This window comes from Granulicella cerasi, from assembly GCF_025685575.1.
Taxonomy (GTDB): Bacteria; Acidobacteriota; Terriglobia; order Terriglobales; family Acidobacteriaceae; genus Granulicella; species Granulicella cerasi.
In genome coordinates, this window is sequence record NZ_JAGSYD010000006.1 from 99,310 (window position 1) to 125,607 (window position 26,298).

The 26,298-nt window shown below is 62.1% G+C and carries 24 protein-coding genes; 14 read left to right on the forward strand and 10 right to left on the reverse strand.

The window, feature by feature from the left end; all coding sequences use genetic code 11:
• Window positions 1-53 precede the first annotated feature (53 nt).
• The 4 genes from OHL11_RS16700 to OHL11_RS16715 form a co-directional block, all read right to left on the reverse strand.
• A complete protein-coding gene (locus tag OHL11_RS16700) occupies window positions 54-440 on the reverse strand; it encodes an EVE domain-containing protein (RefSeq protein ID WP_263372681.1) in 387 nt (128 codons plus the stop codon).
• Window positions 441-561: 121 nt separating this feature from the next.
• Window positions 562-1,383, reverse strand: coding sequence for a glutamate racemase (murI, locus tag OHL11_RS16705; protein ID WP_263372682.1), 822 nt, complete (start codon window positions 1,381-1,383; stop codon window positions 562-564).
• A 2-nt stretch (window positions 1,384-1,385) separates the two neighbouring features.
• Window positions 1,386-2,093, reverse strand: a complete 708-nt coding sequence (locus OHL11_RS16710) for a GerMN domain-containing protein (RefSeq protein WP_263372683.1) — start codon at window positions 2,091-2,093, stop codon at window positions 1,386-1,388.
• Window positions 2,090-3,214, reverse strand: coding sequence for an N-acetylmuramoyl-L-alanine amidase family protein (locus tag OHL11_RS16715; protein WP_263372684.1), 1,125 nt, complete (start codon window positions 3,212-3,214; stop codon window positions 2,090-2,092). The genes OHL11_RS16710 and OHL11_RS16715 overlap by 4 nt, the downstream gene beginning before the upstream one ends.
• A 72-nt stretch (window positions 3,215-3,286) precedes the next feature.
• Here OHL11_RS16715 and ruvC point away from each other — a divergent pair, with 72 nt between their 5' ends.
• Window positions 3,287-3,790, forward strand: coding sequence for a crossover junction endodeoxyribonuclease RuvC (gene ruvC / locus OHL11_RS16720; RefSeq protein ID WP_263372685.1), 504 nt, complete (start codon window positions 3,287-3,289; stop codon window positions 3,788-3,790).
• A gap of 90 nt (window positions 3,791-3,880) precedes the next feature.
• Here the strand turns inward: ruvC and rsmA are convergent, their stop codons facing one another.
• The 3 genes from rsmA to OHL11_RS16735 are packed head-to-tail and all read right to left on the reverse strand — an operon-like array spanning window position 3,881 to window position 7,736.
• Complete coding sequence (rsmA, locus tag OHL11_RS16725) at window positions 3,881-4,720, reverse strand: 16S rRNA (adenine(1518)-N(6)/adenine(1519)-N(6))-dimethyltransferase RsmA (RefSeq protein WP_263372686.1); 840 nt, start codon at window positions 4,718-4,720, stop codon at window positions 3,881-3,883.
• Window positions 4,721-4,757: 37 nt separating this feature from the next.
• Window positions 4,758-6,077: an APC family permease gene (locus tag OHL11_RS16730; protein WP_263372687.1), complete on the reverse strand. Its 1,320-nt coding sequence runs from the start codon at window positions 6,075-6,077 to the stop codon at window positions 4,758-4,760.
• 48 nt (window positions 6,078-6,125) lie between these two features.
• Window positions 6,126-7,736, reverse strand: a complete 1,611-nt coding sequence (locus OHL11_RS16735; RefSeq protein WP_263372688.1) for an ArnT family glycosyltransferase — start codon at window positions 7,734-7,736, stop codon at window positions 6,126-6,128.
• A gap of 109 nt (window positions 7,737-7,845) precedes the next feature.
• On the opposite strand from OHL11_RS16735, the gene ypfJ reads away from it, so the two are divergent.
• Complete coding sequence (gene ypfJ / locus OHL11_RS16740) at window positions 7,846-8,724, forward strand: KPN_02809 family neutral zinc metallopeptidase (RefSeq protein ID WP_263372689.1); 879 nt, start codon at window positions 7,846-7,848, stop codon at window positions 8,722-8,724.
• Here the strand turns inward: ypfJ and uvrC are convergent.
• Window positions 8,721-10,793 carry an excinuclease ABC subunit UvrC gene (gene uvrC / locus OHL11_RS16745; RefSeq protein ID WP_263372690.1) on the reverse strand — a complete coding sequence of 691 codons (2,073 nt, stop codon included), beginning with the start codon at window positions 10,791-10,793 and terminating at the stop codon, window positions 8,721-8,723. The two genes, ypfJ and uvrC, sit on opposite strands and share 4 nt — an antisense overlap.
• 68 nt (window positions 10,794-10,861) lie before the next feature.
• Between uvrC and mazG the strand changes: the two genes are divergently transcribed.
• The 3 genes from mazG to menC are packed head-to-tail and all read left to right on the forward strand — an operon-like array spanning window position 10,862 to window position 13,553.
• Window positions 10,862-11,689 carry a nucleoside triphosphate pyrophosphohydrolase gene (gene mazG / locus OHL11_RS16750; RefSeq protein ID WP_263372691.1) on the forward strand — a complete coding sequence of 276 codons (828 nt, stop codon included), beginning with the start codon at window positions 10,862-10,864 and terminating at the stop codon, window positions 11,687-11,689.
• Window positions 11,686-12,438, forward strand: coding sequence for a GNAT family N-acetyltransferase (locus tag OHL11_RS16755; RefSeq protein ID WP_263372692.1), 753 nt, complete (start codon window positions 11,686-11,688; stop codon window positions 12,436-12,438). The genes mazG and OHL11_RS16755 overlap by 4 nt, the downstream gene beginning before the upstream one ends.
• A complete protein-coding gene (gene menC / locus OHL11_RS16760) occupies window positions 12,435-13,553 on the forward strand; it encodes an o-succinylbenzoate synthase (RefSeq protein ID WP_263372693.1) in 1,119 nt (372 codons plus the stop codon). The genes OHL11_RS16755 and menC overlap by 4 nt, the downstream gene beginning before the upstream one ends.
• On the opposite strand, the gene OHL11_RS16765 is transcribed toward menC, so the two are convergent.
• Entirely contained in the window at window positions 13,554-14,393 is an 840-nt protein-coding gene (locus OHL11_RS16765; protein ID WP_263372694.1) for a hypothetical protein, read from the reverse strand.
• A 191-nt stretch (window positions 14,394-14,584) separates the two neighbouring features.
• On the opposite strand from OHL11_RS16765, the gene OHL11_RS16770 reads away from it, so the two are divergent.
• Together OHL11_RS16770 and OHL11_RS16775 are read left to right on the forward strand one after the other, a co-directional pair.
• Window positions 14,585-15,130: a bactofilin family protein gene (locus OHL11_RS16770; RefSeq protein WP_263372695.1), complete on the forward strand. Its 546-nt coding sequence runs from the start codon at window positions 14,585-14,587 to the stop codon at window positions 15,128-15,130.
• A gap of 19 nt (window positions 15,131-15,149) precedes the next feature.
• A complete protein-coding gene (locus OHL11_RS16775) occupies window positions 15,150-15,776 on the forward strand; it encodes a class I SAM-dependent methyltransferase (protein WP_263372696.1) in 627 nt (208 codons plus the stop codon).
• A gap of 54 nt (window positions 15,777-15,830) precedes the next feature.
• Here OHL11_RS16775 and OHL11_RS16780 read toward each other — a convergent pair whose 3' ends face one another.
• Complete coding sequence (locus OHL11_RS16780; RefSeq protein ID WP_317890661.1) at window positions 15,831-16,103, reverse strand: hypothetical protein; 273 nt, start codon at window positions 16,101-16,103, stop codon at window positions 15,831-15,833.
• A gap of 172 nt (window positions 16,104-16,275) precedes the next feature.
• Between OHL11_RS16780 and lnt the strand changes: the two genes are divergently transcribed.
• From lnt to OHL11_RS16815, 7 genes are all read left to right on the forward strand, one after another.
• Complete coding sequence (lnt, locus tag OHL11_RS16785; RefSeq protein ID WP_263372698.1) at window positions 16,276-17,859, forward strand: apolipoprotein N-acyltransferase; 1,584 nt, start codon at window positions 16,276-16,278, stop codon at window positions 17,857-17,859.
• A gap of 6 nt (window positions 17,860-17,865) precedes the next feature.
• A protein-coding gene (gene prfB, locus OHL11_RS16790) for a peptide chain release factor 2 (protein ID WP_263372699.1) occupies window positions 17,866-19,000 on the forward strand; the annotation gives its coding sequence in 2 pieces (ribosomal slippage) (window positions 17,866-17,934 and window positions 17,936-19,000; 1,134 coding nt in all).
• Between the two features lie 117 nt (window positions 19,001-19,117).
• Complete coding sequence (locus tag OHL11_RS16795; protein ID WP_263372700.1) at window positions 19,118-20,371, forward strand: Zn-dependent hydrolase; 1,254 nt, start codon at window positions 19,118-19,120, stop codon at window positions 20,369-20,371.
• Window positions 20,372-20,546: 175 nt separating this feature from the next.
• A complete protein-coding gene (locus OHL11_RS16800; RefSeq protein WP_263372701.1) occupies window positions 20,547-21,947 on the forward strand; it encodes an NAD(P)-dependent oxidoreductase in 1,401 nt (466 codons plus the stop codon).
• Entirely contained in the window at window positions 21,947-23,368 is a 1,422-nt protein-coding gene (preA, locus tag OHL11_RS16805) for an NAD-dependent dihydropyrimidine dehydrogenase subunit PreA (RefSeq protein WP_263372702.1), read from the forward strand. Before OHL11_RS16800 ends, preA begins: the two co-directional genes overlap by 1 nt.
• Window positions 23,369-23,431: 63 nt before the next feature.
• Window positions 23,432-24,847, forward strand: coding sequence for a dihydropyrimidinase (gene hydA, locus OHL11_RS16810; protein WP_263372703.1), 1,416 nt, complete (start codon window positions 23,432-23,434; stop codon window positions 24,845-24,847).
• Window positions 24,844-26,292 (forward strand): NCS1 family nucleobase:cation symporter-1, encoded by a 1,449-nt coding sequence (locus OHL11_RS16815; RefSeq protein WP_263372704.1) that lies wholly within the window; start codon window positions 24,844-24,846, stop codon window positions 26,290-26,292. Before hydA ends, OHL11_RS16815 begins: the two co-directional genes overlap by 4 nt.
• Window positions 26,293-26,298: the final 6 nt, after the last annotated feature.

Consider the following 26,298-nt stretch of genomic DNA (forward strand, 5'->3'; position numbering starts at 1 on the left):
AAAGCCGTCGTGGCCTCGCTCAACCCTAAAACCTATCCCCTAAACCCTCTCTTTTAGCCGTGGATCAGCCAGTCGTACTGCTCATCCGTGAGCGGCACGACCGACAGGCGGAACTGGCGGAACATGATGGAGCCCTGGAAGACGCCGGCGTCACGGATTTCGGCGAGCGGCTTTTCGCGCTTCAGGCGCTTGCCGGCCTTCAGCTTCACGAGCGGCGTTTTCCCGTCCGCGGGGTCGATCTCTACGCTGACGACGGTCGCGGTGCCGATGGCGGCTTTGCCGACGTTCGAGTGGTAGATGATCGCCTTCTCGCCCTTTTTCATGTTGCGGAGCGTGATGAGCGCCTGCGGGTTCTTGATGCCGTCCCAGATGGTTTCGCCATCGCGGAGCAGATCGTCGTAGGAGTACTTGTCCGGTTCGGACTTCAACAGGTAAGGCATAAGGGCAAGGGTATAGGGTTTAGGGCTCAGGGTGTAGGCAGAGTTGTGGGTATCTGGCGGTGGCGGACACTGTGGGTGTTGCTTTATGGACCCGGGGCCTTAGCCCTTGGGCCGACGCCTCTTAGCCGCCGAGGTCGAGCAGTTGCACTTCGGCGATCTCGCGCTGGAGGAAGAGGCTGCCGAGGCGAGCGAATTTTTCGACGGAGTCGGTGGCGTAGCAGTTGAAGGTGGCGTCGGCGGTCGTGGTGGCGGCTGGCAGGTTCATCGCTGCCGTGACCGCGCGGGCTGTGGCGTCGGCAGAGTCTACGACCCTGGCGTCGGAGCCGAGTTCGCGGAGGAGTTCGGCGACGGGGCCGGCGATGAGCGGATAGTGCGTGCAGCCGAGTAGAACCGCCGAAGGCGTCTGGCCGAGCGCGCGCATCTCGTCGAGGGCTTCGCGCAGGTAGATCCGGAGGACGTCGAAGAGGACGGGGTGTTGTGTCCAGCCTTCTTCGACCAGCGGTACGAGGAGCGGGCAGGCCTTCTCGTGGGCTTGCAGGCCGAAGGTCGCGGCGACGTCGCGGTAAGCGTGCGAGGCGACGGTGGCGGCGGTGGCGAGGACGAGGATGTCCGTGTTCGTCGCCGCTGCGAGAGCCGCCTGTGCGCCGGGCGCGATGACGCCCGTGACGGGGATGCCGACGTGGTCGGTGATGTCGGGCAGAGCGAGCGCGGTGGCGGTGTTGCAGGCGATGACGAGGCGATCAGCGCCATTGTCCTCGAGGAACTTTGCGCTCTCTACGGCATAGCGCGCGATGGTGGTCTGCGATTTGGCGCCGTAGGGCAGACGTGCGGTGTCGCCGAGGTAGATGTAGTGGGCGTTCGGCACGAGCGGCAGCAGAGCGCGCAAAACGGTGAGGCCGCCGAAGCCGGAGTCGAAGACGCCAATGGTGGTGCGTGGAGACATGCTTAGTTTTCCGGGGCAGGCGTCGAAGCGGTGTCGCGCGTGGGGTATTGGCGGAGCATGTCCACGTGGCCTGCGAGTGTTTCGCGAGGCTGGCCGTCGACGAGGAAGCGCACCTGTTCGATCTGCGGGATGTTGGCGTGGAGAGTGCCGAGGATCGAGAGCAGCGTGAGATTTTCGACCTCAACACCCGATGGATGCGAGTTCACGAACTGGCTGCGCAGGTTGATGACCGCGAGAACACCGCCGGGGTTTTCGGCGCGCGGGGAATCGGGCGCGGCGGGAACGAGCATCGTGGCGTCATGCTCGCCGGTGGGCGACGCGGGAGCCTTGGGATCAAGCGCGTGGCCGACGACCGGCAGCGGGATGAGGAAGACGCCGTCCACGGCGACGCCCGAGGGCAACGGATGCTTGGACGCAGGCTGCGAGTAGATGTTGACGAGGTCGTCGAGCAGTGCGCGAGCGCGAGCGGTAACTTCGGTCGGCATCGCGATCATGCGCGGCGTGTTGGTGATGGTGCCGCCTTCGTCGTCGGCGAGCGCGAAGGTGATGGACTCGGAGCCGGAGTAGGGCGCGTCAAGCGGCGTGTTGTCATTGGCGATGGCGTGCATGCGATCGCGTTCACGCTGATGCACGTGCCACAGCCAGGCGCCCATGCCAAAGATGGCGAGCACGAGCAGCCAGAAAAGGATGCGTTGATGGCGGCTGATCATTGCGACACCAGCCCTTTGCTGAGCGTGGGCTCGGGGTTGAGGTGCGCGGGCGGCTGCACCTGATTGCGCCAGAGCGTCAGGACCCCGGCGACGGATTCAGCAACGCGTTGCTGATACTCGGAGTCGGAGATGGAGGCGGCGTCGCCGGTGGACTTCGGCGCGAGCTCAAGAACCACTGCGGGGCAGGTGAGCGAATCGACGGGGCGGATGCTCGCGGTGGACTCGACGAGCGGCACCTTGGCGCGCGTCAGCGATTCCTTGAAGTTGTCGGCCAGCGTCTTGCTCTGCGACACCCAGGCGGACTGCGCGGTGAGCCATTGCGGCGTGGGCAGCTCGCCGTTGGTGGGCGCGAGCTCCGAGGTGTAGAGGTGCATACCGTGGCCGGAGCCGGTAGCGTGCAGCAGCAGGCAGGCCGCAGGGCGTGCGTGGTTCGCGATGCCCGCGCGGCTGTCGAGCGTGAGAGGCGCGGGGTTCGTGTCCGTGGTCAGCGAATCGCTTTCGCGGGTGAGAACGACGGTGAAGCCGCGGGCCTGCAGCAGCGAGCGCAGTCGTTGTGCGAAGGCGAGCGTGACGTCTTTCTCGAGCAGGTTGTCGGCGAGACGCGCTCCGACGTCCTGACCGCCATGCGAGGCATCGAGCACAATGGCGCTTCGGTTGAACGGCGCGAAGATGGTTGGCGGCGGGCCGACAGGTTGTGGTGGCGCTGTGGGCTTCGCGGCGACGGGCTTCGCCGCAGGTGCAGGGATGACGGCTGGCGTCGTCACTTGCGGCGTTGTCGCTTGTGGCTTTGCGGCTTGCGGCTTTGCGGCTTGCGGCTTTTCGGCTTGCGCCTTCGCGGCGGGGGCGCCGGCCGCGACGATGGGCTTTGCAGCCGCTGGCTTAGCGGCCGTGGGTGAGGCTGCTGCTTTTGGCGCGGTACTCGTCGTCGCTGGCGTGGTCGTTGTCGGCTTTTTCGCCAGCGGATGCACGAGCGGAGCGGCTTCGCGCGGGGCGTGCAGCTCGCGGATTTGCTCGGGAGTCAGCGTCGCCGGGGTCTGCGGCGTGGCGGTTTTTTGCGCGCGTCCGGCGGCTGGCAGAGTAGCCAGCGCAAGGGCGAAAACCAGATGGGTTGAAGGCTTCAAGTCGGTCGCGTCTGATCCCGGAAGTGTCCGTGGATGATTGTACCCGGCGGGCGACGTAGACTGGCTCTAGCGATGCGTGTCTTTGGGATTGATTGCGGAACGGAGTTCACCGGCTACGGCGTAGTCGAGGTAGATGAGCGCGCGCGCACGCCGAAGCTGAAGTATCTTTGCGCCGGCGCGGTCAAGCTCAACAAGAAAGACCGCACGCATACACGGCTTGCGCAGGTGTACGCCGAGCTGATGACGTTGATCGCCGAGTGGTCGCCGGAGGTGGTGGCGATCGAGGATGTGTTCTTCTCGGCGAATGCGAAGTCGGCGCTGAAGCTGGGGCAGGTGCGTGGCGTGGCTCTGTTGGCTGCAGCCAACTGCGGCAAGCCGATTGCCGAGTATGCTCCGCTGGCGGTGAAGAGCGCCGTGGTGGGCTACGGGCTGGCGAAGAAGGAGCAGGTGCAGTACATGGTGACGAGGCTGCTCGAGCTTGCGGTGGCGCCGGAGCCGTTCGACGCCTGTGATGCGCTCGCGATTGCGATCTGCCACATTCACAATGCGCAGACGCAGGAAGCGTTGCGACGGTAAGTCGGAGAGCGGGTGGGAAGTAGATTTCCTGCTTCCCGGATGCATCCTGCGAACCCACGTCTCGGAATCGAGACATGGGGCACCCGCTTCTTAGGCTAGTGCCTTGTAGAGCGTTGCCATTTGCTCCAGCGTGGCGGCTTCTGCGCGGATCGTCTTCGACAACTCTTCAGGCCATGCGGCTTCGAGTTGTGCCGCGGTGTAGTTCGCGTTGCGCAGATTGTTCGAGAGCGTCTTGCGCTTCTGCGCGAAGCCTGCGCGGAGAAACTTGTTGAAGCTTTCGGGCTCGACGCAAAGCTCGGCAAAACGTGGAGCGAATTCGAGACGCAGTACGGTCGAGTAGACGTCGGGTGGCGGGTCGAACGCGGCCGGAGGCAGCACGAAGAGGTTCGCGACGTGCGCGTGGAGCTGCGTGAATGCGCTGAGCGCGCCGTACTCGCTGTGACCCGGAGGCGACGCGATGCGGTCGGCGACTTCGCGCTGCATCATGACGACGGCGCGGCGGACGACGTTCTCTCTCGCGGCCGCGAAGAGGTGTAGCAGGATGTCCGAGGTGATGTAGTAGGGCAGATTTCCGACGACGTCGAGCGATTGATCATCTGTGCGCAGAGGCGCAAGGTCGGTCTGCAGGATGTCCGCGTGATGCACGGTGACGTGCGGCGTGTCGCGGAAGTGGAAAGTGAGTTCGCGCACGAGCGCGGGGTCGAACTCGATGAGATGCAGGCGTGCGCAGCGGGGCGCGAGCAGCTTGGTGATGGCTCCGTGGCCCGGGCCGATTTCGACGACGGTGCGCTGGCTTACGTCGCCGAGAGCGTCGGCGATGCGGAGGCAGGCGTTGTTGTCCACGAGGAAGTTTTGGCCGAGCTTGGGTTTCTTCACAGGTACTAGGGTATCGCTTTGTGGTGGGGTCTGTGGCGGCCCACCCGTCGGCATAGGGCCGCGTACGGATGGTTTGTTGTTGTTGATACGGCTAGTCAGCGCGGCTCTTCGCGAGGTAGTGGATGGGGATCCCGAGCAGGATGACGCCGAGGCCGTAGCTGGAGGCGGTCGGCTGGTCGTGGAAGCTGAAGACGAGCAGCACCAGCGCGGCTGCGATGAAGGCCGCAGGCACGAAGGGGTAGCCCGTCACTCGATACGGGCGCGGCGTGTTCGGCTCTCGAAAGCGGAAGACGAAAACCGCAGCGGTGGTGAGCGCGTAGAAGAGCCACTCCGAGAAGATGGCAAGCGAGAACAGTGCTTGAAAACGACCGAGTGCGAGTAGTAGAAGCGAGCTGAGCACGGCTTGCAGAATGAGGCTCGCGTACGGTGTGCGAAAGCGCGGATGAATGGCGGCGAGAGCTGCAGGGAAGAGACGATCCTGAGCGGCGGCAAAGGGCACGCGTGCGCCGGAGAGCGAGCTTCCAATGAAGGTAGAGCCGATGCTGATGGCCATGCCGATGGCGACGAGTCCTGCGCCGAGCGGACCGGCGATGCGGAGCAGCGCGTCGGTGGTGGGACGGTCGGAGACCGCGATGGTTGCGGCGGGCAGCACGTACTGGATGGCTGCGTTGGTGAGCATGTAGAGCAGGCCGACGGTGGCAACGCCTCCGATGAGCGCCAGCGGAAGAGCGCGTTGCGGCTCGCGGACTTCACCGGCCATTTGCGTCACGTCGCTCCAGCCGTCGTAGGCCCACAGCGCGGCGATGAGCGCGACCATGAAGCCGGCGAAGCCTCCGCGAGCAGCGTTGTAGTGCGAGGCGAAGTTGTGCAGCGAGCCGGTGTGGATGGCGCTGAAGCAGACGACGGCCACGACGACAATGATGGAGATCTTCAGCCACGTGAGTACTGTTTGCAGATTGGCGGAGTCGCGTGTGCTGACGACATTGAGCAGTGTGATGAGCCATGTGGCGAGGATGGCCGCGATCTGCGACCACGCGAGATGCGCGAAGGCTGGCGTGTTCAGGAAGGCGAAGGTGTGGAAGTTGCCGAGCACGCGCATGAGCGCGGCGGCGATGGAGGCGATCGATGCGGGCTTCGCGATGGTCGTCCACGTCCAGGTGTAGAGGAACGCGGTGAGTGGGCCGTAGGCGTCGTGGAGGAAGGCGTATTCGCCGCCCACGCGGGGCTTCATCGCAGCGAGTTCGGCGTAGCTCATGGCGCCGAAGAGTGAGAGCAGGCCGCCGACGATCCACACGGCGTAGACCATGGACGAGCTGCCTGCGGCGGCCATCATCTCGCGCGGCACGAGGAAGATGCCTGAGCCGATGATGATGCCGACCACCATGGCCGTGGCGTGTCGCGTGGTGAGCACGCGCGGAAGTTCGTGAGGGGCTGGCATTGAAGCTGAGGGTAGCAGACGCTAGTAGTAGAAGCGTTCGTCGTGCCAGTCGAGTGGAGCGCTGGGCTGTCGATGCTTGAGCAGGTAGACGTTCTGGTGGAGCTCGAAAGGCATGGCGAGCGGGTCGCTGGTGACGCCGATGAGTTGCACGTCGCTGTACTTCACGTGGAGCTCTTCGGGCGTGTCGCCGACGAGGGCGATGACGATGTTGTCGTCACAGCCGTGCATGCCCCAGGTCCAGTAGCTGTTGTGGCCGGAGATCGCCGGCGGCAGCGAGGGCTCGCGCTGCTTGCCGAGGAAGTCAATCGCGCCGGCTTCGCCGTAGTTGCTGGCGAAGATGCAGACGTGCTGCTGCTCTTGCGGCGTGAGACGTTGGTACGCCTGCAGGACGAGGTCGACCTCGTTGTTCCAGCCGAAGCGGTCGGCGTAGAACTGCGGCAGGATGGCTTCGTGGCCGCTCTCCTGCGGCTTGGGGCGGAAGTGCGTGACGTCGGCGTAGCGGACCCACGTCATGGGCGGCAGGATGGGCGAGGCCATCGGCAGCGATGGCAGGATGAGGACGACGAGCAGGCTCTCGAGGATGGGCAGAGCGAAGACGCGGCCCTCTGCGACGAGACGGCGTGCAGCGTTGCGGTGCTCCCACGCGACGCCACCGGCGGCGAAGAGCGCGGGGTAAAACGGCTCGAGGTAGTAGTCCTTCGCGTGCAGCTTCCACATGAGCGGCAGGAAGATGAGGAACGCGATGCCAAGCCAGCGCATGTTCTTTACGGACTTCGCGCGCAGCAACGCGACGACGCCGGTGAGCCACACGAGCGCGTTCACCGGATGCAGTTGCAGAAGCTGGCCCAGCAGGAATTGCGGGAAGGGGAAGACGAGGTTCTTGCCGTGCTTCTGGCCGTTGCGCAGGAACTCGAGCGTGGGCCAGTGGTTGTGGATCTGCCACACGACGTTCGGCGCGGCGATGACGAGGCTAAGCACGATGCCGAGCGCGGCCCAGCGCGTGAAGAGCACGCGGCGTTGCGGCGTGCAGAGTAAGCCGATGCCGAGCGTGACGAGGAAGAAGGTCATCGACGGCTTGTTGAGCAAGCCGAGGCCGGAGCTGATGCCGTAGACCGTCCACCAGAGGCGTGGGTTGCGGCCTTGCAGCACGAGGATTATCGCGAGCAGCGAGGTCATCCAGAAGACCGGCTCGAAGGAGTTCATGGAGAGGTAGCCGTCGACGCCAATGAAGCCGGGCGCGAGGAAGACTGCGAGCATCGCGAGACCTTGCGCGGGGCGTTTGCCACCGAAGGCCCAGGTGAGGATGCCGGTGAGGAAGATCATCACCGTGCCGGCCGCGGCGGAGAGCACGCGGATGCCGAAGACGGAGTCGCCGAAGAGCAGTTCGCCGAGACGCGCCTGCACGGCGACGACGGGGCCGTGGTCTACGTATCCCCAGGCAAGGTGGCGACCGCAGGCGATGTAATAGAACTCGTCGCGGAAGTAGCCGTAGCCGAGGTGCGTCGTCCACAGCGTGAGCGCGAACTGGAAGAGCAGGCGCACGATGGCGAAGATGACGGCGAGGCGGAGGGCTTTGGCGAGCTCGAGGTCGTGGCCGCGAACGTAGGTCGTCGATGCGTTGGCTGTAGACATAGGAGTGCTTGGGATGAGGATACGCAAGAGACTTGCCGGAAGTTCCGTGCGAGGATGATTTCGACGCTCGAAGTTGCATCCTATGGGCGAGAGTTTTTCGGAGGCGCGGATGGATTGGCAATCTGGCGATATGAGCAGCGACGTTGAAGATCGTCGCGGCGAAAGTGGCGGCGGCGGTGGTGGCTTTGGGTTTGGCGGCGGAGGCCTCGGCATCGTCGGCTTCCTCGTGCTGCTGGTGATCAGCGCGGTGACAGGCCGCAACTTCATAGGTGGCTATCTGCATGGTGGTGGCGGATCGAGCGCGCCCGTGGCGCAGCGTGCGCGCACGCCGGAGTCCTCGCAGGCGGAGGATCGCGATGCGCATCTGATCTCGTGGACGCTAGACGATGTGCAGAAGACGTGGACGCAGATCTTCGAGCAGAAGGGCAAGACGTATCGGCACGCCAAGCTGGTGATGTTCCGCGACCAGACATACTCAGGCTGTGGCACGGCGGAGTCGTCGACAGGGCCGTTCTACTGTCCGGCGGACCAGAAGGTGTACATCGATCTCGGTTTCTGGGATGAGTTGAAGAAGTTTGGCGGCAGCACGGCGGACTTCGCGCAGGCATATGTGGTCGGGCACGAGCTGGGGCATCATGTGCAGAACCTGCTGGGCACCGAGAGCAAGGTGCAGCGTTTGATGCAGGAGGAGCCGAGTGAGAAGAATCATCTCTCGGTGGACCTGGAGCTACAGGCGGATTGCTATGCCGGCGTGTGGGGGCATTCGCTGCAACAGCGCGGCAAGATCAACGCGGATGATGTGAAGTCGGCGTTGAGTGCAGCGGCCGCGGTGGGCGACGATCATCTGCAGAAGATGAGCGGGCGTGCGGTGAGTCCGGAGTCGTGGACGCATGGCTCTAGCGCGCAGCGCGAGACGTGGTTTAAGCGTGGGTTTGAAAGCGGCGACCCGGGGCAGTGCAATACATTTGGCGGGAAGTCGTCGAACTAGTTCGTCTCAATCTGAACGAGATCATCCGGTGATTCTTCTTCGACGAAGAATCGCCGGATTTTTTCTGCAGTGGCTTTATTCGCCACGGCGAGGAGAGAGTCGGGGTTCTTCTCCGCGGCCTGCTTGAGCGCGCGGACACTGCCGAAGTGCGTGAGCAGGCGTTGGCGGGTGATCGCGCCTACGCCGGGAATCTCGTCGATTTCGCTGGTGCGGTCGCGCATCTGGCGGCGCTTGCGGTGGTAGGTGATCGCAAAACGGTGCGACTCGTCGCGAATCTTCTGGATGACGTGCAGCACGGGCGAGCGGCGGTCGAGCACGACGGGATCGTCCTCCTGGCCGTAGACGTAGATGATTTCTTCCTTCTTGGCGATGGACGCGAGCGGCTGTGTGGTGAGGCCAAGCTCTTCAAGGGCTTGCGCGGCGGCGTGCAACTGGCCGAGGCCGCCGTCGATGAGGATGAGCGAGGGCAGTGTTGAGTCCTTGCCCGTGGGCTTTGCGCCATTGGCGAATTTGCTGTAGCGACGTAGCAGAATCTCATGCATGGAGGCGAAGTCGTCGACGCCGCTGACGGTCTTGACCTGGTACTTGCGGTAGTCAGCTTTCTTCATCGCGCCATCCTCCCACACGACCATGGAGGCGACGGTTTCCGCGCCCTGGATGTGCGAGATGTCGAAGCACTCGATGCGGGTGGGTAGCTCGGCGAGCATGAGCGCGTCCTGTAGCGCTTCCTGCATGTTTTTGATGGACGGCTGCAGCACGCGGAAACGCTGGTCGTAGCTCTGCTTGGCGTTGGTGCAGACGAGGTCGACGAGCGAGCGCTTGTCGCCGCGCTGCGGGGCGGCGATGTCGATTTTGTGGCCGCTGCGCTCGCGTAGTTCGTCGGCGAGCAGTTGGCGGTCGGGGAAGTCCACCGGCACGTAGATGTGGCGCGGGACGTAGCCCTGATCGAGGTAAAGCTGCTTGAGCAGCGCGGAGAAGAAGGTGGCTGGGGAGAAGTTTGGGTTCGTCCGAGTTGCGAGTTGCGAGTCTTGAGTTTCGAGATCGAACGGGGAAGCAAGAACGGAGTGTTCGTCGGCAAAGGGCGCGTCATCGGCGATCTGCGGCGCAGTATGCGACGGCTCCGGCTCGAGCGTGATGTCCGCGTCTTCGGTGGCGAGGGTATCTTCGTCGCTTTCGTGTTCAGCGAGCGACTCGGCCTCGAAGTCGGGCAGATCTTCCCAGAACATGTCGCGGCGATCGACGATCTTGCCGCCGCGCATGTGGAAGAGGTTGACGGCGAGCATGTCGTTCTCGAAGTGGAAGCCGAAGACGTCGGCATCCTCATCGCCGGGGGAGGCGATACGCTGGCGGTCCTGCGCCTGGCTAACGGTGATGAGCTGATCGCGCAGGCGTGCGGCGAGCTCGAACTGCATGTTCTCTGCGGCCTGCTCCATGCGCGCGGTGAGGCGGTCTTCGAGCTCGGAGGGCTTGCCTTCGAGGAAGAGCTGCACATCGCGGATGGCCTGGCGGTACTCCTCAGGCGAGATGAGGTCCTGTACGCACGGGCCGAGGCAGCGCTTGATGTAGTACTGCAGGCAGGCGCGCGGATGGTAGCGGTTCAGGTCGACCTTGCAGCTGGGGATGAGGAAGCTGCGGTGGATCACATCGACGAGCCGGTGCGCGAGGTTGCCGGGGAAGTAGGGGCCGAAGTACGCTCCGCCGTCCTTGCGCAGCTTACGCGTGACGAAGACTTTCGGGTGGCGGTCGCCGAGCGTGAGCTTGATGTACGGGTAGGTCTTGTCGTCGCGCAGCAGGATGTTGAAGCGCGGTTTGCGCTGCTTGATCAGGTTGTTCTCAAGCGCCAGCGCTTCGCGTTCGTTGTCGACAAGGATGTACTCGAGGTCGACGGCCTCGCGCATCAGCGAGCCGGTTTTGGCGTTGGCTAGCTGATTGGCCTTGAGGAAGTAGGAGCGAACGCGGGAGCGCAGGTTCTTCGCCTTGCCGACGTAGATGACCTCGCCCTCTGCGTTCTTGTAGAGGTAGCAGCCGGCGCCGGTCGGCAGTGTCCGAATTTTTTCGAAGAGATCCATCAGCTCGCGTTCAAGGATATTGGACGCGCGAATGGCGGTGGAAGATGCGACAGAGGTAAGCTGTGGGAATGGCAGAGAATAAGCCGGGTTTGGACTTGAAGGCACAGGCTGCAACCGCCGAGGCGTTGGGCAAAGCGGCGGCGATCATGGCGCGGCTGCGCGGGCCGGACGGTTGCCCCTGGGACCGCGAGCAGAACTTCGATTCCATCAAGCGGCACACGCTGGAGGAGACCTACGAGGTCTTCGACGCGATTGAGCGTCGTGACTGGCCTGCTTTGAAGGACGAGTTGGGCGACCTGCTGCTGCAGGTGCTGTTCTACGCGCAGATGGCGCAGGACGCGGGATATTTCACGCTGGAAGACGTTGCCGAGAACCTGAGCGCGAAACTGCTGCGCCGGCACCCGCATGTCTTCGGCGAGGCTGTGGCCGAGAACGCCGATGCGGTGATTACGACGTGGGAGCAGGTGAAGCTGCAGGAGAAGGCCGCACGCGGTGAGGATGCGGCTCGTTCGATGCTGGATGACGTTCCGCGCGCGATGCCTGCGGTGATGGAAGCGCAGAAGATAGGCTCGAAGGCGTCGAAGGTGGGTTTCGATTGGCCGGATGCGAGCGGGCTTTTTGCGAAACTCGACGAAGAGATTGCCGAGTTGATGATCGAGGTCGAGGCGCGGAAGTCGAAGGAAGTGGAAGAAGAGTTTGGCGACCTGATGTTCACGGCGGTGAACCTGGGGCGGCATCTGAAGCTCGATGCCGAAGGCGCGCTGCGAGCGGCGAATGCGAAGTTCCGCCGACGTTTTGCGGCGATGGAAGCGGCGGCGAACGGTCCGCTCGACGGCATGGATGTAGCAGAGTTGGAAGGCCTGTGGGCCGCAGCAAAGGCAGGAGAGAAGGCTTGAGCGAGATTGTGGTGCGTCCGCTGACGGAGTTGGCGGAGTTTGACCAGTGTGTGCAGTTGCAGGACGCGGTGTGGAGCTACGACGTGGCTTCGATGGTGACGCAGAAGGTCTTTCTGCTGGCGTCGCACATCGGCGGGCAGGTGATTGGAGCGTACGCGGGTGATGTGCTCGCAGGCTATGCGATGTCGCTGCCGGGCATTCGCAACGGCAAGCCGTATCTGCACTCGCATCATCTCGCGGTGTTGCCGGAGTTCCGCAACGCCGGCGTGGGCCGGCGTTTGAAGCTGGCGCAGCGTGATGACGCCGTGGCGCGTGGGATCGAGCTGATGGAGTGGACCTTCGATCCGCTGGAGATCAAGAACGCCAACCTGAATATCGCCAAGCTGGGCGCGGTGATTCGTCGTTACAAGCGTAACTTCTACGGCGACTCGGTTTCGCCACTGCACGGTGGCTTGCCGACCGACCGCATCATTGCGGAGTGGTGGCTGACGAGCGAGCGCGTGACGAAGGCATTGGCGAAGGAGCCGTTTGCGGGCGTGGTGAAGGGCTCTGTGACGGTGCCAGCGCAGATCGGCTCGTGGAAGAGCCATGATGCCGAGCGGCCAAAGGCTGCAGCGGCGCAGCAGGCGATTGCGAACGGGCTGGAGCAGGCATTCGCGCAGGGGCAAGCGGTGATCGGCTTTGAGGTGGACGCCGAAGGCAATGGCAAGTATCTGTTGGGCGATTGGAGTGAGGGAGAAGCACGATGAAGATTGAGGAGATTCACCTGCGTGAAGTGCAGATGCCGTTGGTCAACCCGTTCCGCACGAGCTTTGGCGTGCACACGATGCGCCGCATGCTGCTCGTGGAGATTGAATGCGAAGGCATGACCGCGTGGGGCGAGTCCGTGGCGGGCGAGCATCCTTACTTCTCTGACGAGTTCGTGGACACGGCGTGGACCGCGATTGAACTCGAACTGGCACCGCGCCTGTTGAAGGCCGATGTATCCAGCGGGCGCGATGTACCGGATGTGTTGAAGCAGGTGCGCGGGCATCGCATGGCGAAGGCGGCTCTCGAGAACGCGGTCTGGGAGTTGGACTCGCTGCGTCAGGGGATTTCGCTGGCGAAGCTGCTCGGCGGCACCCGCGACAAGATTGCGTGCGGTGTTTCGATCGGCATTCAGCCGTCGAGGGAAGAGCAGCTGGCGACGGTAGAGAAGGAAGTTGCGGCGGGCTATCAGCGCATCAAGATGAAGTGCCAGCCGGGCTGGGATGAGGAGATCTTCGCGATGGTGCGCGATCGCTTCCCTGACATCTGGCTAAGCTGCGATGCGAACTCGGCGTACACGCTAGAGGATGCAGATCGCATCGCCGCTTGGGACCGCTTCAACCTGCTGATGATCGAGCAGCCGCTCTGGTACGACGACTTCTACTTCCACGCGCAGTTGCAGAAGAAGATGAAGACGCCGATCTGTCTGGACGAATGCATTCGCAATCGCCGCGACGCGCGTGCAGCGCTCGAGAATGGCTCGGGACGCATCATCAACATCAAGGTGGGCCGCGTGGGCGGCTTCACCGAAGCGCTTGCGGTGCATGATGTGGCCGAGGAGTTTGGCGTGCCGGTATGGTGCGGCGGCATGTTGGAAACAGGCATCGGTCGCGCACAGAACGTAGCGTTGTCGAGCCTGCCGAACTTCAAGCTGCCGGGTGACGTGTCGGCCTCGGCGCGCTACTGGAAGCAGGACATCATCGAGCCTGAAGTGACCGTGTCGGCGCAGGGCGAGATCGTGGTGCCGACCACACCGGGTCGCGGATGGGAGATCGTGCGAGAGCGCATCGATGCGATCACCGTGCGTTCGCTGACGCTGCGCCGCCCGACGGCTTAGCTACCTCGGCAGAGACATCGCGAGGAGCTGTTGGATGGCCTCGCGATAGCCAAGTGGATTCGGAAGCAACCGCAGGTCTGATGCAGACAGGCGGTTGTTTTCGTTGGCTGTATGAATCATGAGTTCGCGCACGGAGACGTGTTCGTCCAGCCGCGAGTACACCCAGCGCCCGTTGCCGACCTCTGCCTGCTCGAACTCCACGGTGCCGCCGGGATAGATATGCGCGAGCACGCCCCAACCGAAGTTCACACCTTTGATGACGCGCGCCTCGGTGCGCGTGAGCACGCCGGTACGGCGATCGATCCACATGCGGCCTTCGAGGCCGGTGAGCAGCTCTGAGATCGTTGTGGGCGGATGAAAGTTTGGATCCGGCTTGAAGTCGAGCACGATCTGCTGGCCGGGCGCGTTGGGCGGCTGCGGCTGACCGGGCGTGTAGGTGAAGATCATCGCCTGCGGCATCAACTTCACGAGGTTGATGGCGTAGTTGCGCGCGGTGGTATTGCGCTTCTTGGCTTTGAGGAACGCGGAAGGGTCGTCGAGGATGTCCTGCAGGCGGCCCCGTTCGGCGGCATCTTCTTCGGCGGTGAGCGGCGCGCCGTTGCGCTGGATCAAACGAGCGACGGCGCCATCGCGGCTTTCGATGATTTCGCGTGTAATGTCGTTCTTGGCGTCTATGCGGCGGACGCGATAGCGAACCGGAAACTCGCCGTCGTCGTCGATGATGTGGACCTCGTGCGCGGCGGCTTGCTGCACCCAGGAGACGGGAGTGGGAGCGGAAGGTGCAGCCGTTTGTGCGGCTGAAAAGCTACTGACTCCAAAAGCGAGAGCAAACGCGAGCAAGCTTCTTTTCGAAAGTTGGTTCATACGAAACAAAGTGCGGATAACCCCTGTGTGACACTTTAGACGTAAACAATACTCGCGGGGCTGCCGCTTTCGTGTTGAAAGTCGTCCCTGTAATTGATTTATAGTTCGGCTGTATCGGTTGTCCGCGCTGCTGTATGCCCGCCGCCGGATACGGAAGGTGAGGAAGTGTGACGGGAACAAATCTACAGGCTGCAACGGTGATTGCGGCGACGGCAAAGCTACGTGGAGATCTGGTGGCGACCGGCGACGTTGTGATCGAGGGCCAGCTTGAGGGAAGCGTCATTGCTGAAGGCGCTCGCATAACGATCGGCCGTGAGGCTCGTGTGCGCGCCGATGTGAGCGGACAGCATGTGGTGGTGATGGGCACGGTGGAAGGCACGCTGCGCGCGACGGAACGAGTCGAGATTCGAGCCAACGCTTCAGTGGTGGGTGATGCGTTCACGCGGCGTTTTTCGATTGAGGATGAAGCCCGCTTCCGCGGTCGCGTAACGCCGCCCGCGGCAGAAGCTTCGCCGGTGGCGGAGCAGACTCGCTTTGAAGCGCCGGCGGCGGTGGAGCACTACTCGCCCGCGCCTGAGCCGGTGGCACAGCAGAGCGTTCCGTCAGAGTCTTCGTTGTTCGGTTCGCCGCGCCCCGCAGGACAGATGCCGGCAGGTCTGGCGGCAGCGGTTCGCAATCTGGGTGGAGCTTCGTCGTCGTCGGACGACGAGTAAGCAAAGCCGGAGAGCTTAGATGGGAATTTTCAGTCGGAACAAGGACGCGGGCGGCGGCAACAGTGCGCCGTCTACGCGTGCTTCGCGCGGTTGGGGCGAAACACTTGAATACCTGAAGAGCCACGAAGGTCTGCGCGTGCTCGACTTCGGAGACACATCGCCGGCGAACATCAACTTTCTGACGTCGTTAGGGCACAGCGTTTACATGGCGAACGTTGTAGAAGATGCGACAAAGCCGGAATGGCAGAAGGTGGGGGAAGACGGCAAGACGGTCTTCGACCACGAGCGCTTTGCTGAAGCCAACTTCGATTTCTCCGGCAAGGAGTTCGATGCGGTACTGCTCTGGGACACGGCTGATTATCTCCCACCGAGCTCTGTGCCGCTGCTGTTTGAGCGGCTTGCGAAGAAGCTTCACCCGGGCGGACGCTTGCTCGCCTTCAGCCACGGAAAGATGGACGGTCCTGGCACGCAGTATGTGCGCTTCCATGTAACGGACAAGCCGGAAGTGTTGACCGTGCCGACAGGGAATTTCCCGATCCTCGGCCTCTATCAGCCGCGTCAGATTGAGCAGTTTCTGGATGGCTATGCGGATCGTCGCTTCTTGCTGGGCAAGGACAATACGCGCGAAGTGATTGCGGTTCGTTAGCTCGGAGGAATGAAAAGAAGAAAGCGCTCGGTGATCCCGAGCGCTTTTCTGTTGTTACCTGGTCGCTTTGGCTGACTTTCCTTTGCCGTCGCGGTGTGCATCCCAGCGGCGCTTCATTGCTTCCTGGATGCGCTTGCGACCTTCTGGAGAGAGGTTGCGCTTGCGGCGCGGCGCGGAGGGTGCTGCTGCCTTCGCGCCGTTTGTGCTTCCCTTGGGACGTCCACGACGACGAGTCGCAGTTCCCGCTACGGTACCGGTGGAACCGATGGCCACCAGAGCTGCGCGAGCTTCTTGCAGGCGCGAAATCTCTGCATCAATTTCCGACAAAATTCGAGTTACATCCATGAATAAAGAGGAACCCCATTTGGTGTGCGACTCATTCTTATATCCGGCTCATTTTGATCAATGACCGCCATCTCTAAATGTATAGACTTCTCTGCGCGCAAAGCAACGGTTTCTATAGCTTTTTATAGTCGCCGCGGATGTTAGCATCGGCTTGATGAAGAAGGTTCCTCTCGCTGCCTGGTGGCTTGCAACGCTTTCTGCGCTGTTGCAATGGCTGCCTTTTCCGATCGCAGGCCCTGTGCCGTTGTGGCGGAGACTCTTCTGCTGGTTCTGTCTTGTCCCGCTACTTTTCGCGTTGCTGGGGAAAGATCGCGATGGTAAACCGCTAAGTACAAAGAGCGCAGCCTGTGTGGGCTACCTGTGCGGCGTGCTCTGGTATCTCGGAAACTGCTATTGGATTTACCCGACGATGCATGTGTACGGTGCGCTACCTTCGCCGGTAGCTTTCGTCATCCTGATACTCTTCGCGCTCTATCTTGGGCTCTACCATGCACTCTTCGGAGCGTTGATCGGATGGCTACGAAATCGGGGCTCCGTGCAGGTAGCGTTGTTTGCTGTTCCGTTTGCGTGGGTTGCGCTGGAGCTGGCACGCGCACGCATCACAGGGTTTCCGTGGGACCTGCTCGGGTACACGCAGATCGACAACCTCGCGCTGACGCGGTTTGCGCCGGTGACCGGAGTCATGGGGCTGTCGTTCCTCGTTGCCGCGATCAACGCACTGTGGCTCGCTCGCTGGCGCGTGCGCTCTGGACTGCTGCAGCGCACGATCTTCCTCGGAACGGCGGTGCTGGTTGTGCTGCTGACCGCCGCAGAAGCTACATGGCACCCGCAGCCGATCTCCGCGACACATCGTGCCGTGTTGTTGCAGGACAATCTCTCGGTGGGTGCGGAGGCAGGGCCACGTGAAACGCGAGAGCAGCTTCTCGACAACCTGACGCATCTGTCTCAGCGCACGCTGGCGGCCGCGGGAAAGGTTGATCTGATCGCTTGGCCCGAGGCTCCGGCGGACTTTATCGACGATGACCCGGCGTTCCGCGAGACGCTGAGCAGCCTTGCCAAGAGCGCCGATGCGCCGGTCATTGCGAACTCCATTGCGATGCAGCGCAACGCAGCGGCTCCGGAGTTGGCGAAGGTCTACAACGCAGCAAGCTACTTTGCCGCCGACGGCAGCTATCAGGGTCGTTACGACAAGATGCACCTCGTGCCGTTTGGCGAGTACACGCCGTACAAAGACCTCTTCTTCTTTGCCGGTCATCTCCTGGACAACGTGGGGACCTTCACGCCGGGCGCGGAGCAGACGCTGCTGCATCACGACGGGCAGGCGATCGGCGTCTTCATCTGCTACGAGTCCATCTTCGGCACCGAGGTTCGCGAACTGGCGAAGAGCGGCGCAAGCGTTCTACTCAATCTCTCCGACGACGGCTGGTATGGCGATTCCAGCGCTCCGTGGGAGCATCTGGACATGGCGCGTATGCGTGCTATCGAGAACAATCGCTGGCTGTTGCGCTCGACGAATACGGGCGTGACGACCGTGATCGATCCCTACGGTCGCATGGGCGCGAGTTTGCCAAGGCACCAGCGTGGAGCGTTGGTCGCATCGTTCGGCTATGTGACAGGCACTACGTTTTACACACGGCACGGTGACTGGCTGGGTTGGCTTTGCGTGATCGTCACGTTGGCGATCTGCGCGGCGTTTTGTTGGCGCAGAAGCGCTCCGCAGGCGGAAGCAGTACACTAGCCACGTATGTTGACTGATCTTGAATTTGCTTACTCCCCGGTCCGCGAGAAGGTGCGTGATCTGCGGGAGTATCTTTGACTCGTCCCGCCTGAAAACCGAACTGCAGAAGGTGGAAACGCAGATCTCTGACCCTGGCGTGTGGGCTGACGCGGCGCGTTCGCAGCCGTTGATGCGTGAGCGCAAGCGACTCGAGTCGCAGTTGAATGACGATGCCGAGCTGGCGCGTCGCAGCGATGATATCGAAGCCTACTTCGACCTGATGCGCGAAGGCGAAGACTCCGTGGAAGCGGATGCGCAGCGCGAGATCACCGCGTTGGCCGAGTTTGCCGAGCAGATGGAGTCGCGCACGATGCTTTCGGAAGAGAGCGACCCGCTGAACGCGATTGTGACTGTGCATCCGGGCGCCGGTGGAACGGAGTCTCAGGACTGGGCCGAGATGCTGATGCGCATGTATCTGCGCTGGGCTGAGCGTCAGGGCTTCAAGACGGAGATCAACGAAATCCAGGACGGCGACGAAGCGGGCATCAAGTCTGCCACGTTCACGATCACCGGCGAGTTTGCCTTCGGCCTTCTGAGCGGAGAGACCGGTGTCCATCGCCTGGTACGCATCTCGCCGTTCGACTCAGCGAAGCGCCGCCACACGAGCTTCGCGAGCGTTTATGTGTCGCCCGAAATCGATGACTCCATCGTGATCGACATTGCGCCGAATGATCTGCGCATCGACACCTACCGCTCCGGCGGCAAGGGCGGTCAGCACGTCAACACGACCGACTCCGCAGTGCGTATTACACACTTGCCGACGGGCATCGTGGCTGGTTGCCAGAACGAGCGTTCGCAGCACAAGAACAAAGAGAAGGCCATGAAGATGCTGCGCTCGCGACTCTATGAGTACGAGATGGAGAAGAAGCGCGCGGCGACAAAGAAGGTAGAAGACTCGAAGCTCGAGATCAACTTCGGCTCGCAGATCCGTTCGTATGTGCTGCAGCCATATCGCATGGCCAAGGACCTTCGGACGCGCGTGGAAGTGGGCGACGTGGACAAGGTGCTCGATGGCGATTTGGAGCCGTTCATTCGCGGATATCTGAAGTTGCGGCGCGAGGGTGGCGTGCCTGCCGCCGTCGCAGACGATGATGAGTTGTAACAGCAGCGCGCTCTTCGGAGCGCGTTGTTCGTTTGCCGCGTCCTGAGAACTTCGGAGTAAGATAGGCAAACAATCTTCACAAGTTGAGTCGCCGCGCATAAGGAGCTGAGCCTAACCATGGTGGATCCGAAGTCCGTACTGAAGCATCTCGACGAGCTGCGTGCTCTTACAGGCGACGACAACGGCGCGCAACGTGTGGCGTGGACCGCAGTGTGGTTGAAGTCGCGCAAGTGGTTTGAAGAGAAGCTCAACGAGCTGAAGGAGCAGCACGCTCCTGCGCTGAAGGACTACTACGACGCCGCGGGCAATCACTGGGTAACGCTACCGGGCGAAGAAGAGACCGCGTTGGTGTTGGGCAGTCACTTGGACTCGGTACCGAACGGTGGCTGGCTTGACGGCTGTCTTGGTGTGATCTGCGGACTCGAAGTAATGACGGCGCTCGCTAAGCGATTCAACGGCAAGCCGCCCTGCACGGTAAAGCTTGTGGATTGGGCCGATGAAGAGGGCGCGCGCTTCGGTCGTTCGCTCTTCGGCTCTGCAGCGTTTGCGGGCAACCACACGATTGATATGGACCGCGTGCGCACGGACCGCGATGGTATTTCGCTGGAGACGGCCCTGAGCTGCTGTGGCCTGGATATCGACAAAATTCACGAGGCGACTGCGGAGCAGAAGGGGCTTGGCGCGTATCTCGAATTGCACATTGAGCAGGGGCCGATCCTCGAGGATCTCGGCAAGCCGCTGGGCGTAGTGCAGGGGACTAAGGGCGTGGAGCGTTGGCAGATTACGTTCATCGGCCAGGAAGCGCACTCGGGCTCGACGCCGATGGCCGTGCGTCGGGATGCGCTGGCCGCTTGCGCGAAGCTCGCGCTGGAGATTCGTCCGATTGCGGCGAAGCATCCGCAGTCGGTAGCGACGATGGGCAGCGTGAAGACGTTCCCAGGCATTGTGACGGCTGTTGTGGGACGTTGCGAAGCGACGCTCGATATGCGCGACCTGGATGAGGATGTGCTGGCCGAGATGCTTCGCGAGGCGAAGGTCGCCAGCGAGCGCTTTGCTGCCGAAGAACGCTGCACCGTGGAATGGTCGAAGATCTGGTCGATTGAGCCCATTCCGTTTCACCCGGAGTTGATTCAGCTCTGCGATGACGCCGTGAAGGAGACGGTGGGTACAAGCGTGCATCTCCCGTCGGGGCCGCTGCATGATGCTGCAGAGGTCGCGCGCGTGGGTATACCCACGGTGATGATGTTCGTGCAGTCGCTCAACGGACTCTCGCACAACAAGCTGGAGAACTCGGAGCGCGAGCATATCGAGCTTTCCGTGGATGCGATGTACCGTCTCAGCGAGAAGACGATGGCCTGGCTTCTGGGGTAGGAATCACGACCGTAACCGTCGCGCTTTGCGTTTTTCACGGTTTGATGGATAATCAGTTTTTCACTTAGCACGAAGAGCCCTCAGGTCGGCGTTGTCATATTTGGCGCCAAGGGCTTCGCTCTTTTGTTTTCCGTTCCACCGCAGGTTGCAAGAGAGCCGGGAGAACTGTTTCACGATGAGTGAGTCGAAAAGCTTCGCAGCGCAGGCGCCGGTTTCGGCAGAGATTGCCGCGCGTTTTCCTGATCTTCATCCGCCGTTCGATGCCACGGCCGCAGTGGTCGAAGCTCATCGATGTTTGTACTGCTTCGACGCTCCGTGCATGCAGGCTTGTCCTACGCACATTGATGTGCCGAAGTTCATCAAGAAGATTGCCACGGGCAATCTTGAAGGATCTGCGAAGACGATCCTCGACGCAAACATTCTTGGCGCAAGCTGCTCGCGCGCCTGCCCGGTGGACGTGCTCTGCGAAGGCGCTTGCGTGATGCACCGCTACAACAAAGAGCCGATTGAGATCGGTCGCCTCCAGCGCTTTGCGATGGAAGCGCTCCACGAAAGCGGAGCGCCGCTGCCGTTTACGCCGGGGGCGGATACGGGCAAGGCGGTTGCGCTCATCGGCGGTGGTCCTGCATCGTTGTCCTGCGCGGCTGAGCTTCGTCGCCGTGGCATTCGAGCGGTGATCTACGACGCGCGTTCGTTGCCCGGTGGTTTGAACACCTATGGCATCGCTGAATACAAGTTGACGTTGCGGGCATCGCTGCAAGAGGTCGATCTGCTCGCGCAGCTGGGTGTGGAGTTCCAGTTCAACACCGTCGTGGATGCGGAACTGCTCGCGAAGCTGGAAGCTGAGTACGATGCGGTGTTCCTTGGCATTGGGCTCGGTGCGATTCACAAGCTGGGCGTGACTGGCGAAGCGCTTGCTGGAGTCACCGATGCGCTCAACTACATTGCTGATTACAAGAGCGGAGCCTTGACCTCGGCGCCGGAGCGCGTGGCTGTCGTTGGTGCGGGCAACACGGCGATCGATGCTGCGAACGCTGCGGTGCGACTCGGTGCCAGGGAGGTCCACATGGTCTATCGCCGTGGCCCTGCGCAGATGTCCGCGTTCGCGTTTGAGTACGAGCACGCCAAGCAGGAGGGCGTGAAATTCCTCTGGCATGTGCAGCCGACGAAGGTGATCGGTGACGGCAAGGTGGAAGGACTCGAACTCGCGCAGTACGCGCCGAGCTCTGATGGCTCGCTTGTGCCGACCGGCGAGACCTTCGTGCTGCCGGTAGATGAGATCGTTCTTGCGATCGGACAGGCGACACACTCAGACTTCCTCGGTGGCGATGCCGCCAAGGTGAAGCTCGAACGCGGTCGTATCGTGATCGATCGCGCGACAGGGCAGACGACGAACCCGAAGTATTTTGCGGGCGGCGATTGCACGAACGGCGGTCGCGAAGTCGTCGATGCCGTGGCCGATGGCAAGCGTGCGGGCGTGGGCATCGCAGCGTATCTGCAGTCGGGCGAAGCTCGCATCAATCATTCAACATTCGCGGCAACGCCGTGGGCCATCACCGCGGAGGTGCTGTACTAATGCCGACTCTTGAAACAACTTTCGCTGGCATCAAGTGCCTCAATCCTTTCTGGCTCGCCAGCGCGCCGCCGACGAATTGCGGCGAGCAGATCATGCGTGCGTTCGACGCGGGCTGGGGCGGCGCGGTGTGGAAGACGATCGGCGCACCGGTGACGAACGTCAGCTCGCGCTACTCGTCGATGGACCTGAACGGACAGAAGATGGTGGGCTTCAACAACATTGAGCTCATCAGCGACCGCCCGACGGAGCTGAACCTGCGCGAGATGGCGGAGGTGAAGCGCCGCTATCCGAAGCATCAGGTGATCGCGTCGCTGATGGTGGAGTCCAAGCGCGAAGCGTGGCACGAGATGGTGAAGCGCGCTGAAGACACGGGCTGCGATGGACTTGAATTGAACTTTGGCTGCCCGCACGGTATGAGCGAGCGTGGCATGGGCTCTGCTGTAGGGCAGGTGCCGGAGTACTGCGCGCAGATCACCGAGTGGGTGAAGGAAGTCGCGCGTACGCCGGTGATCGTGAAGCTGACGCCGAACATCTCGGACATTCGCGTGCCTGCTCGTGCGGCGAAGGCTGCGGGTGCGGATGCGTTGAGCGCGATCAACACGATCAACTCGATTACGGGCATCGACCTAGATACGCTGGAGCCGCGCCCGAAGGTGGATGGCAAGAGCTCGCATGGCGGGTACTGCGGACCGGCGGTGAAGCCGATCGCGCTGAACATGGTGCAGCAGGTGATGAGCGATCCGAATGCGGCGCTCCCGCTTTCAGGCATCGGCGGCATCGGCACCTGGCAGGATGCGGCGGAGTTCATTCTGCTCGGCGCCGGCAACGTGCAGGTCTGCACGGCGGCGATGCACTACGGCTATCGGATCGTGGAAGACATGGCCGACGGCCTGCTGAACTGGATGAGCAAGAAGGGGTACGAGACGATCGACGACTTCCGCGGCGCGAGCCTGCCGCGTGTCGATGATTGGAAGAACCTCAACATGAACTATCACGTGGTCGCGCACATCCACGAGGACAAGTGCATCGGCTGCCAGCTCTGCTACACGGCGTGCTGGGATGGCGCGCATCAGTGCATTCATCTCGACCGCGTGGGCGATGGACCGCGTACGTACGAGACTCCGGACCAGGTGTTTGCGGAGAGCCTTCGCAAGGTTTCAACGACGCCGATTCCAAAGCTCGATCTGGATGGCCCTGGTCTCGATGGACCGTATCGCACGCCGCTCTCGCGCATTCCGCGCGTGGACGAGCACCACTGCGTGGGTTGCAACCTATGCTCGCTGGTGTGCCCGGTGCCGGATTGCATCACGATGGAGCGGCAGGATAAGGCTCCTGAGCCGATCACGTGGGCCGAACGTGTGGCGGCGGGATACGTGCCGGATGGCGTGCATGGGCCGAATGACTTCAACCCGAATTTGTAATCATCCGCGAGGGCTTGGCATTTGCCTGGTCCTCGCGGTGTTTGTGAAGGTGTAGAAAGACGTATGGGAACACTGATCAAGAACGGAACCGTTGTGAGCGCGGAGCAATCCGCGCGGCTGGATGTGCTGATGGAAGGCGAGAGTATCGCTGCGGTCGGCGCGGGCTTGAGCGAGGCGGGGCATACGGTTGTGGATGCGACTGGCTTGCTGGTGATGCCAGGCGGCATCGACGTGCATACGCATCTTGACATGCCGTTCGGTGGTACGACTTCGGCGGACGATTACACCACCGGCACGCAGGCGGCGGCCGTTGGTGGCACGACGACCGTGATCGACTTCGCGTTGCAGAACCAGAGCGGCACGTTGAACGAAGCATTGCAAACTTGGTTGAAGAAGTCTGATGGCAAGGCGTGCGTGGACTTTTCGCTGCACATGGCCGTGACGAACCTGCACGGCGAGGGCGGCGCGGAGACGTTGAAGGAGATGGAGGAGATGACGAAGTTTGGCATCTCCAGCTTCAAGCTCTTCATGGCGTATCCGAACGTGCTGATGATCAACGATGAGTTGATGTTTCGCGTGATGGAGAAGGCTGCGGCGCTTGATGCGTTGTGCCTGATTCATGCGGAGAATGGCAGCGCGATTGATGTGGTGGTCGCGCGCATGGCGGCGGAGGGTAAGACGGCTCCGCACTTCCACGCGCTCAGCCGCGACCCGAAGGCCGAGGCGGAAGCGACGCATCGAGCTATAGCGCTTGCTGATATGACGGGCGCCGCGGTGTACATCGTGCATCTGTCGAATGAGTTTGCGCTCGACGCGTTGAAGCACATGCAGGCGCGCGGCGCGAAGGCGTTGGCGGAGACCTGCACGCAGTATCTCGTGCTGTCGATCGACGATCAGATGCCGGGCAAGAGTTGGGATGAAGCGAAGTTTGTCTTCACGCCGCCGCTGCGTGAGAAGTGGCATCAGGAGCCGCTTTGGAATGCGTTGCAAGATGGCTCGATCAAGGTGGTGTCGACCGATCATTGCCCGTTCACGATGGAGCAAAAGGCGCTTGGCAAAGATGACTTCCGCAAGATTCCGAACGGCGGCCCGGGTGTTGAGAACCGCATGCAGATCCTCTGGCACTTCGGCGTGAACAGCGGGCGCATCACGCAGGAGCAGTTTGTGGAGCTGAGCTGCACAAACCCTGCGAAGATCTTCGGCATGGGCGCGAAGAAGGGAAGCATCGCCGAAGGGCTGGATGCGGACATCGTGCTGTGGGACCCGAACGCGGAGTACACGATTCAGGCCGCGACGCAGTGCATGGCCACGGACTACAGCATGTTTGAAGGCTGGAAGATCAAGGGCAACGCGGCCAAGGTCTTCTCGCGCGGCGAGATGGTGGTGGACAATCAAACGCAGCCGGGCAAGTTCCTCGGCGCGACGGGCCGTGGGCGCTTTGTGAAGCGCGAATGTAATGCCGGAGGATTTGCTGCTTGATCGTATCCGACCCCGCAACGCCGCATCGCCGTGAAGGTTTCGAGTCCGCACCGGACCCACGTCTGTACAACGACGATCTCGCGCCGACAGAGCCGATTCGTCGAACGTGGACGACGTACAACTACCTTGCGCTGTGGTTCTCCATGTCGATGGAGGTCACCACGTACATGCTGGCCAGCTCGCTGATCGCGGGCGGCATGAACTGGAAGCAGGCGGTACTGACGATCCTGCTGGGCAATGTGATCGTGCTGATTCCGATGTTGCTGAACGCACACGCGGGCGCGAAGTACGGCATACCTTTCCCCGTGTTTGTGCGTGCGAGCTTTGGGCCGATGGGCGCGAATATTCCTGCGATTCTGCGCGCGATTGTAGCCTGCGGTTGGTTCGGCATTCAGTCGTGGATCGGAGGCCAAGCCATCGCGCAGATGGTGGCGGTGCTTGCGCCATCGACGACGGGCTCGCCTGTGGTGACGTGGGTTTGCTTCCTCGGCTTCTGGGCGCTGAACATGTTCGTGATCTGGCGTGGCGTGGAATCGATCCGCTTCCTGCAGAGCTTCTCAGCGCCGTTCATGCTCATCATGAGCGGGCTGCTGTTGTTCTTCATGCTGCATAAGGCCGGCGGCTTCGGGCCGATGCTCTCTGCGCCGAGCCACTTCGCCACGCACAGCGCGTTCTGGCACTTCTTCTTCCCGTCCTTGACGGCGATGGTGGGTTATTGGGCAACGCTTTCGCTGAACATCCCCGACTTCACGCGCTATGCGAAGAACCAGGAATCGCAGCTCGTGGGGCAGGCGTTCGGTCTACCGGTGGCGATGGTGCTGTACTCGTTCATCGGCATCGCGTGCACGTCCGCATCGACCATAGTGTTTGGTCGACCAATCTGGAGCCCGGTTGAACTTCTTGGCGAATTCCATCAGCCGTTCCTTGCGTTCCTCGGTCTCGTCGCGCTCTTGATCGCGACGCTCAACGTGAACATCGGTGCGAATGTAGTAGGACCGTCGAACGATATCTCGAATCTTGCGCCGAGCGTGATCAGCTTCCGCACCGGTGGCTTGATCACTGGCTTCCTCGGCCTTGCGATGATGCCGTGGAAGCTGATGGCAAGCTTCGGTTCGTATGTCTTTGGCTGGCTGGTGGGCTACTCGGGACTGCTTGGCCCGGTGGCAGGCATCATGGTTGCGGACTACTTCCTTGTGCGTGGCACGCAGCTCGATACGTATTCGCTCTATCGCCGCGGCGGCATGTACGAATACAGCAAGGGCATCAATCCTGCGGCGATGATTTCGCTCGTGGTGGGTGTCGCGGCTGCGCTCGTCGGGCGCGTGATGCCTTTAGTTTCGTTTCTCTATGACTATGCGTGGTTCGTCGGGTTCTTCCTCTCGGGCGCGCTTTACTTTGTGATGATGCTCGGTCACCGCGTGCGGCGATCGGCTGTTGTTTCGTAACGAAAG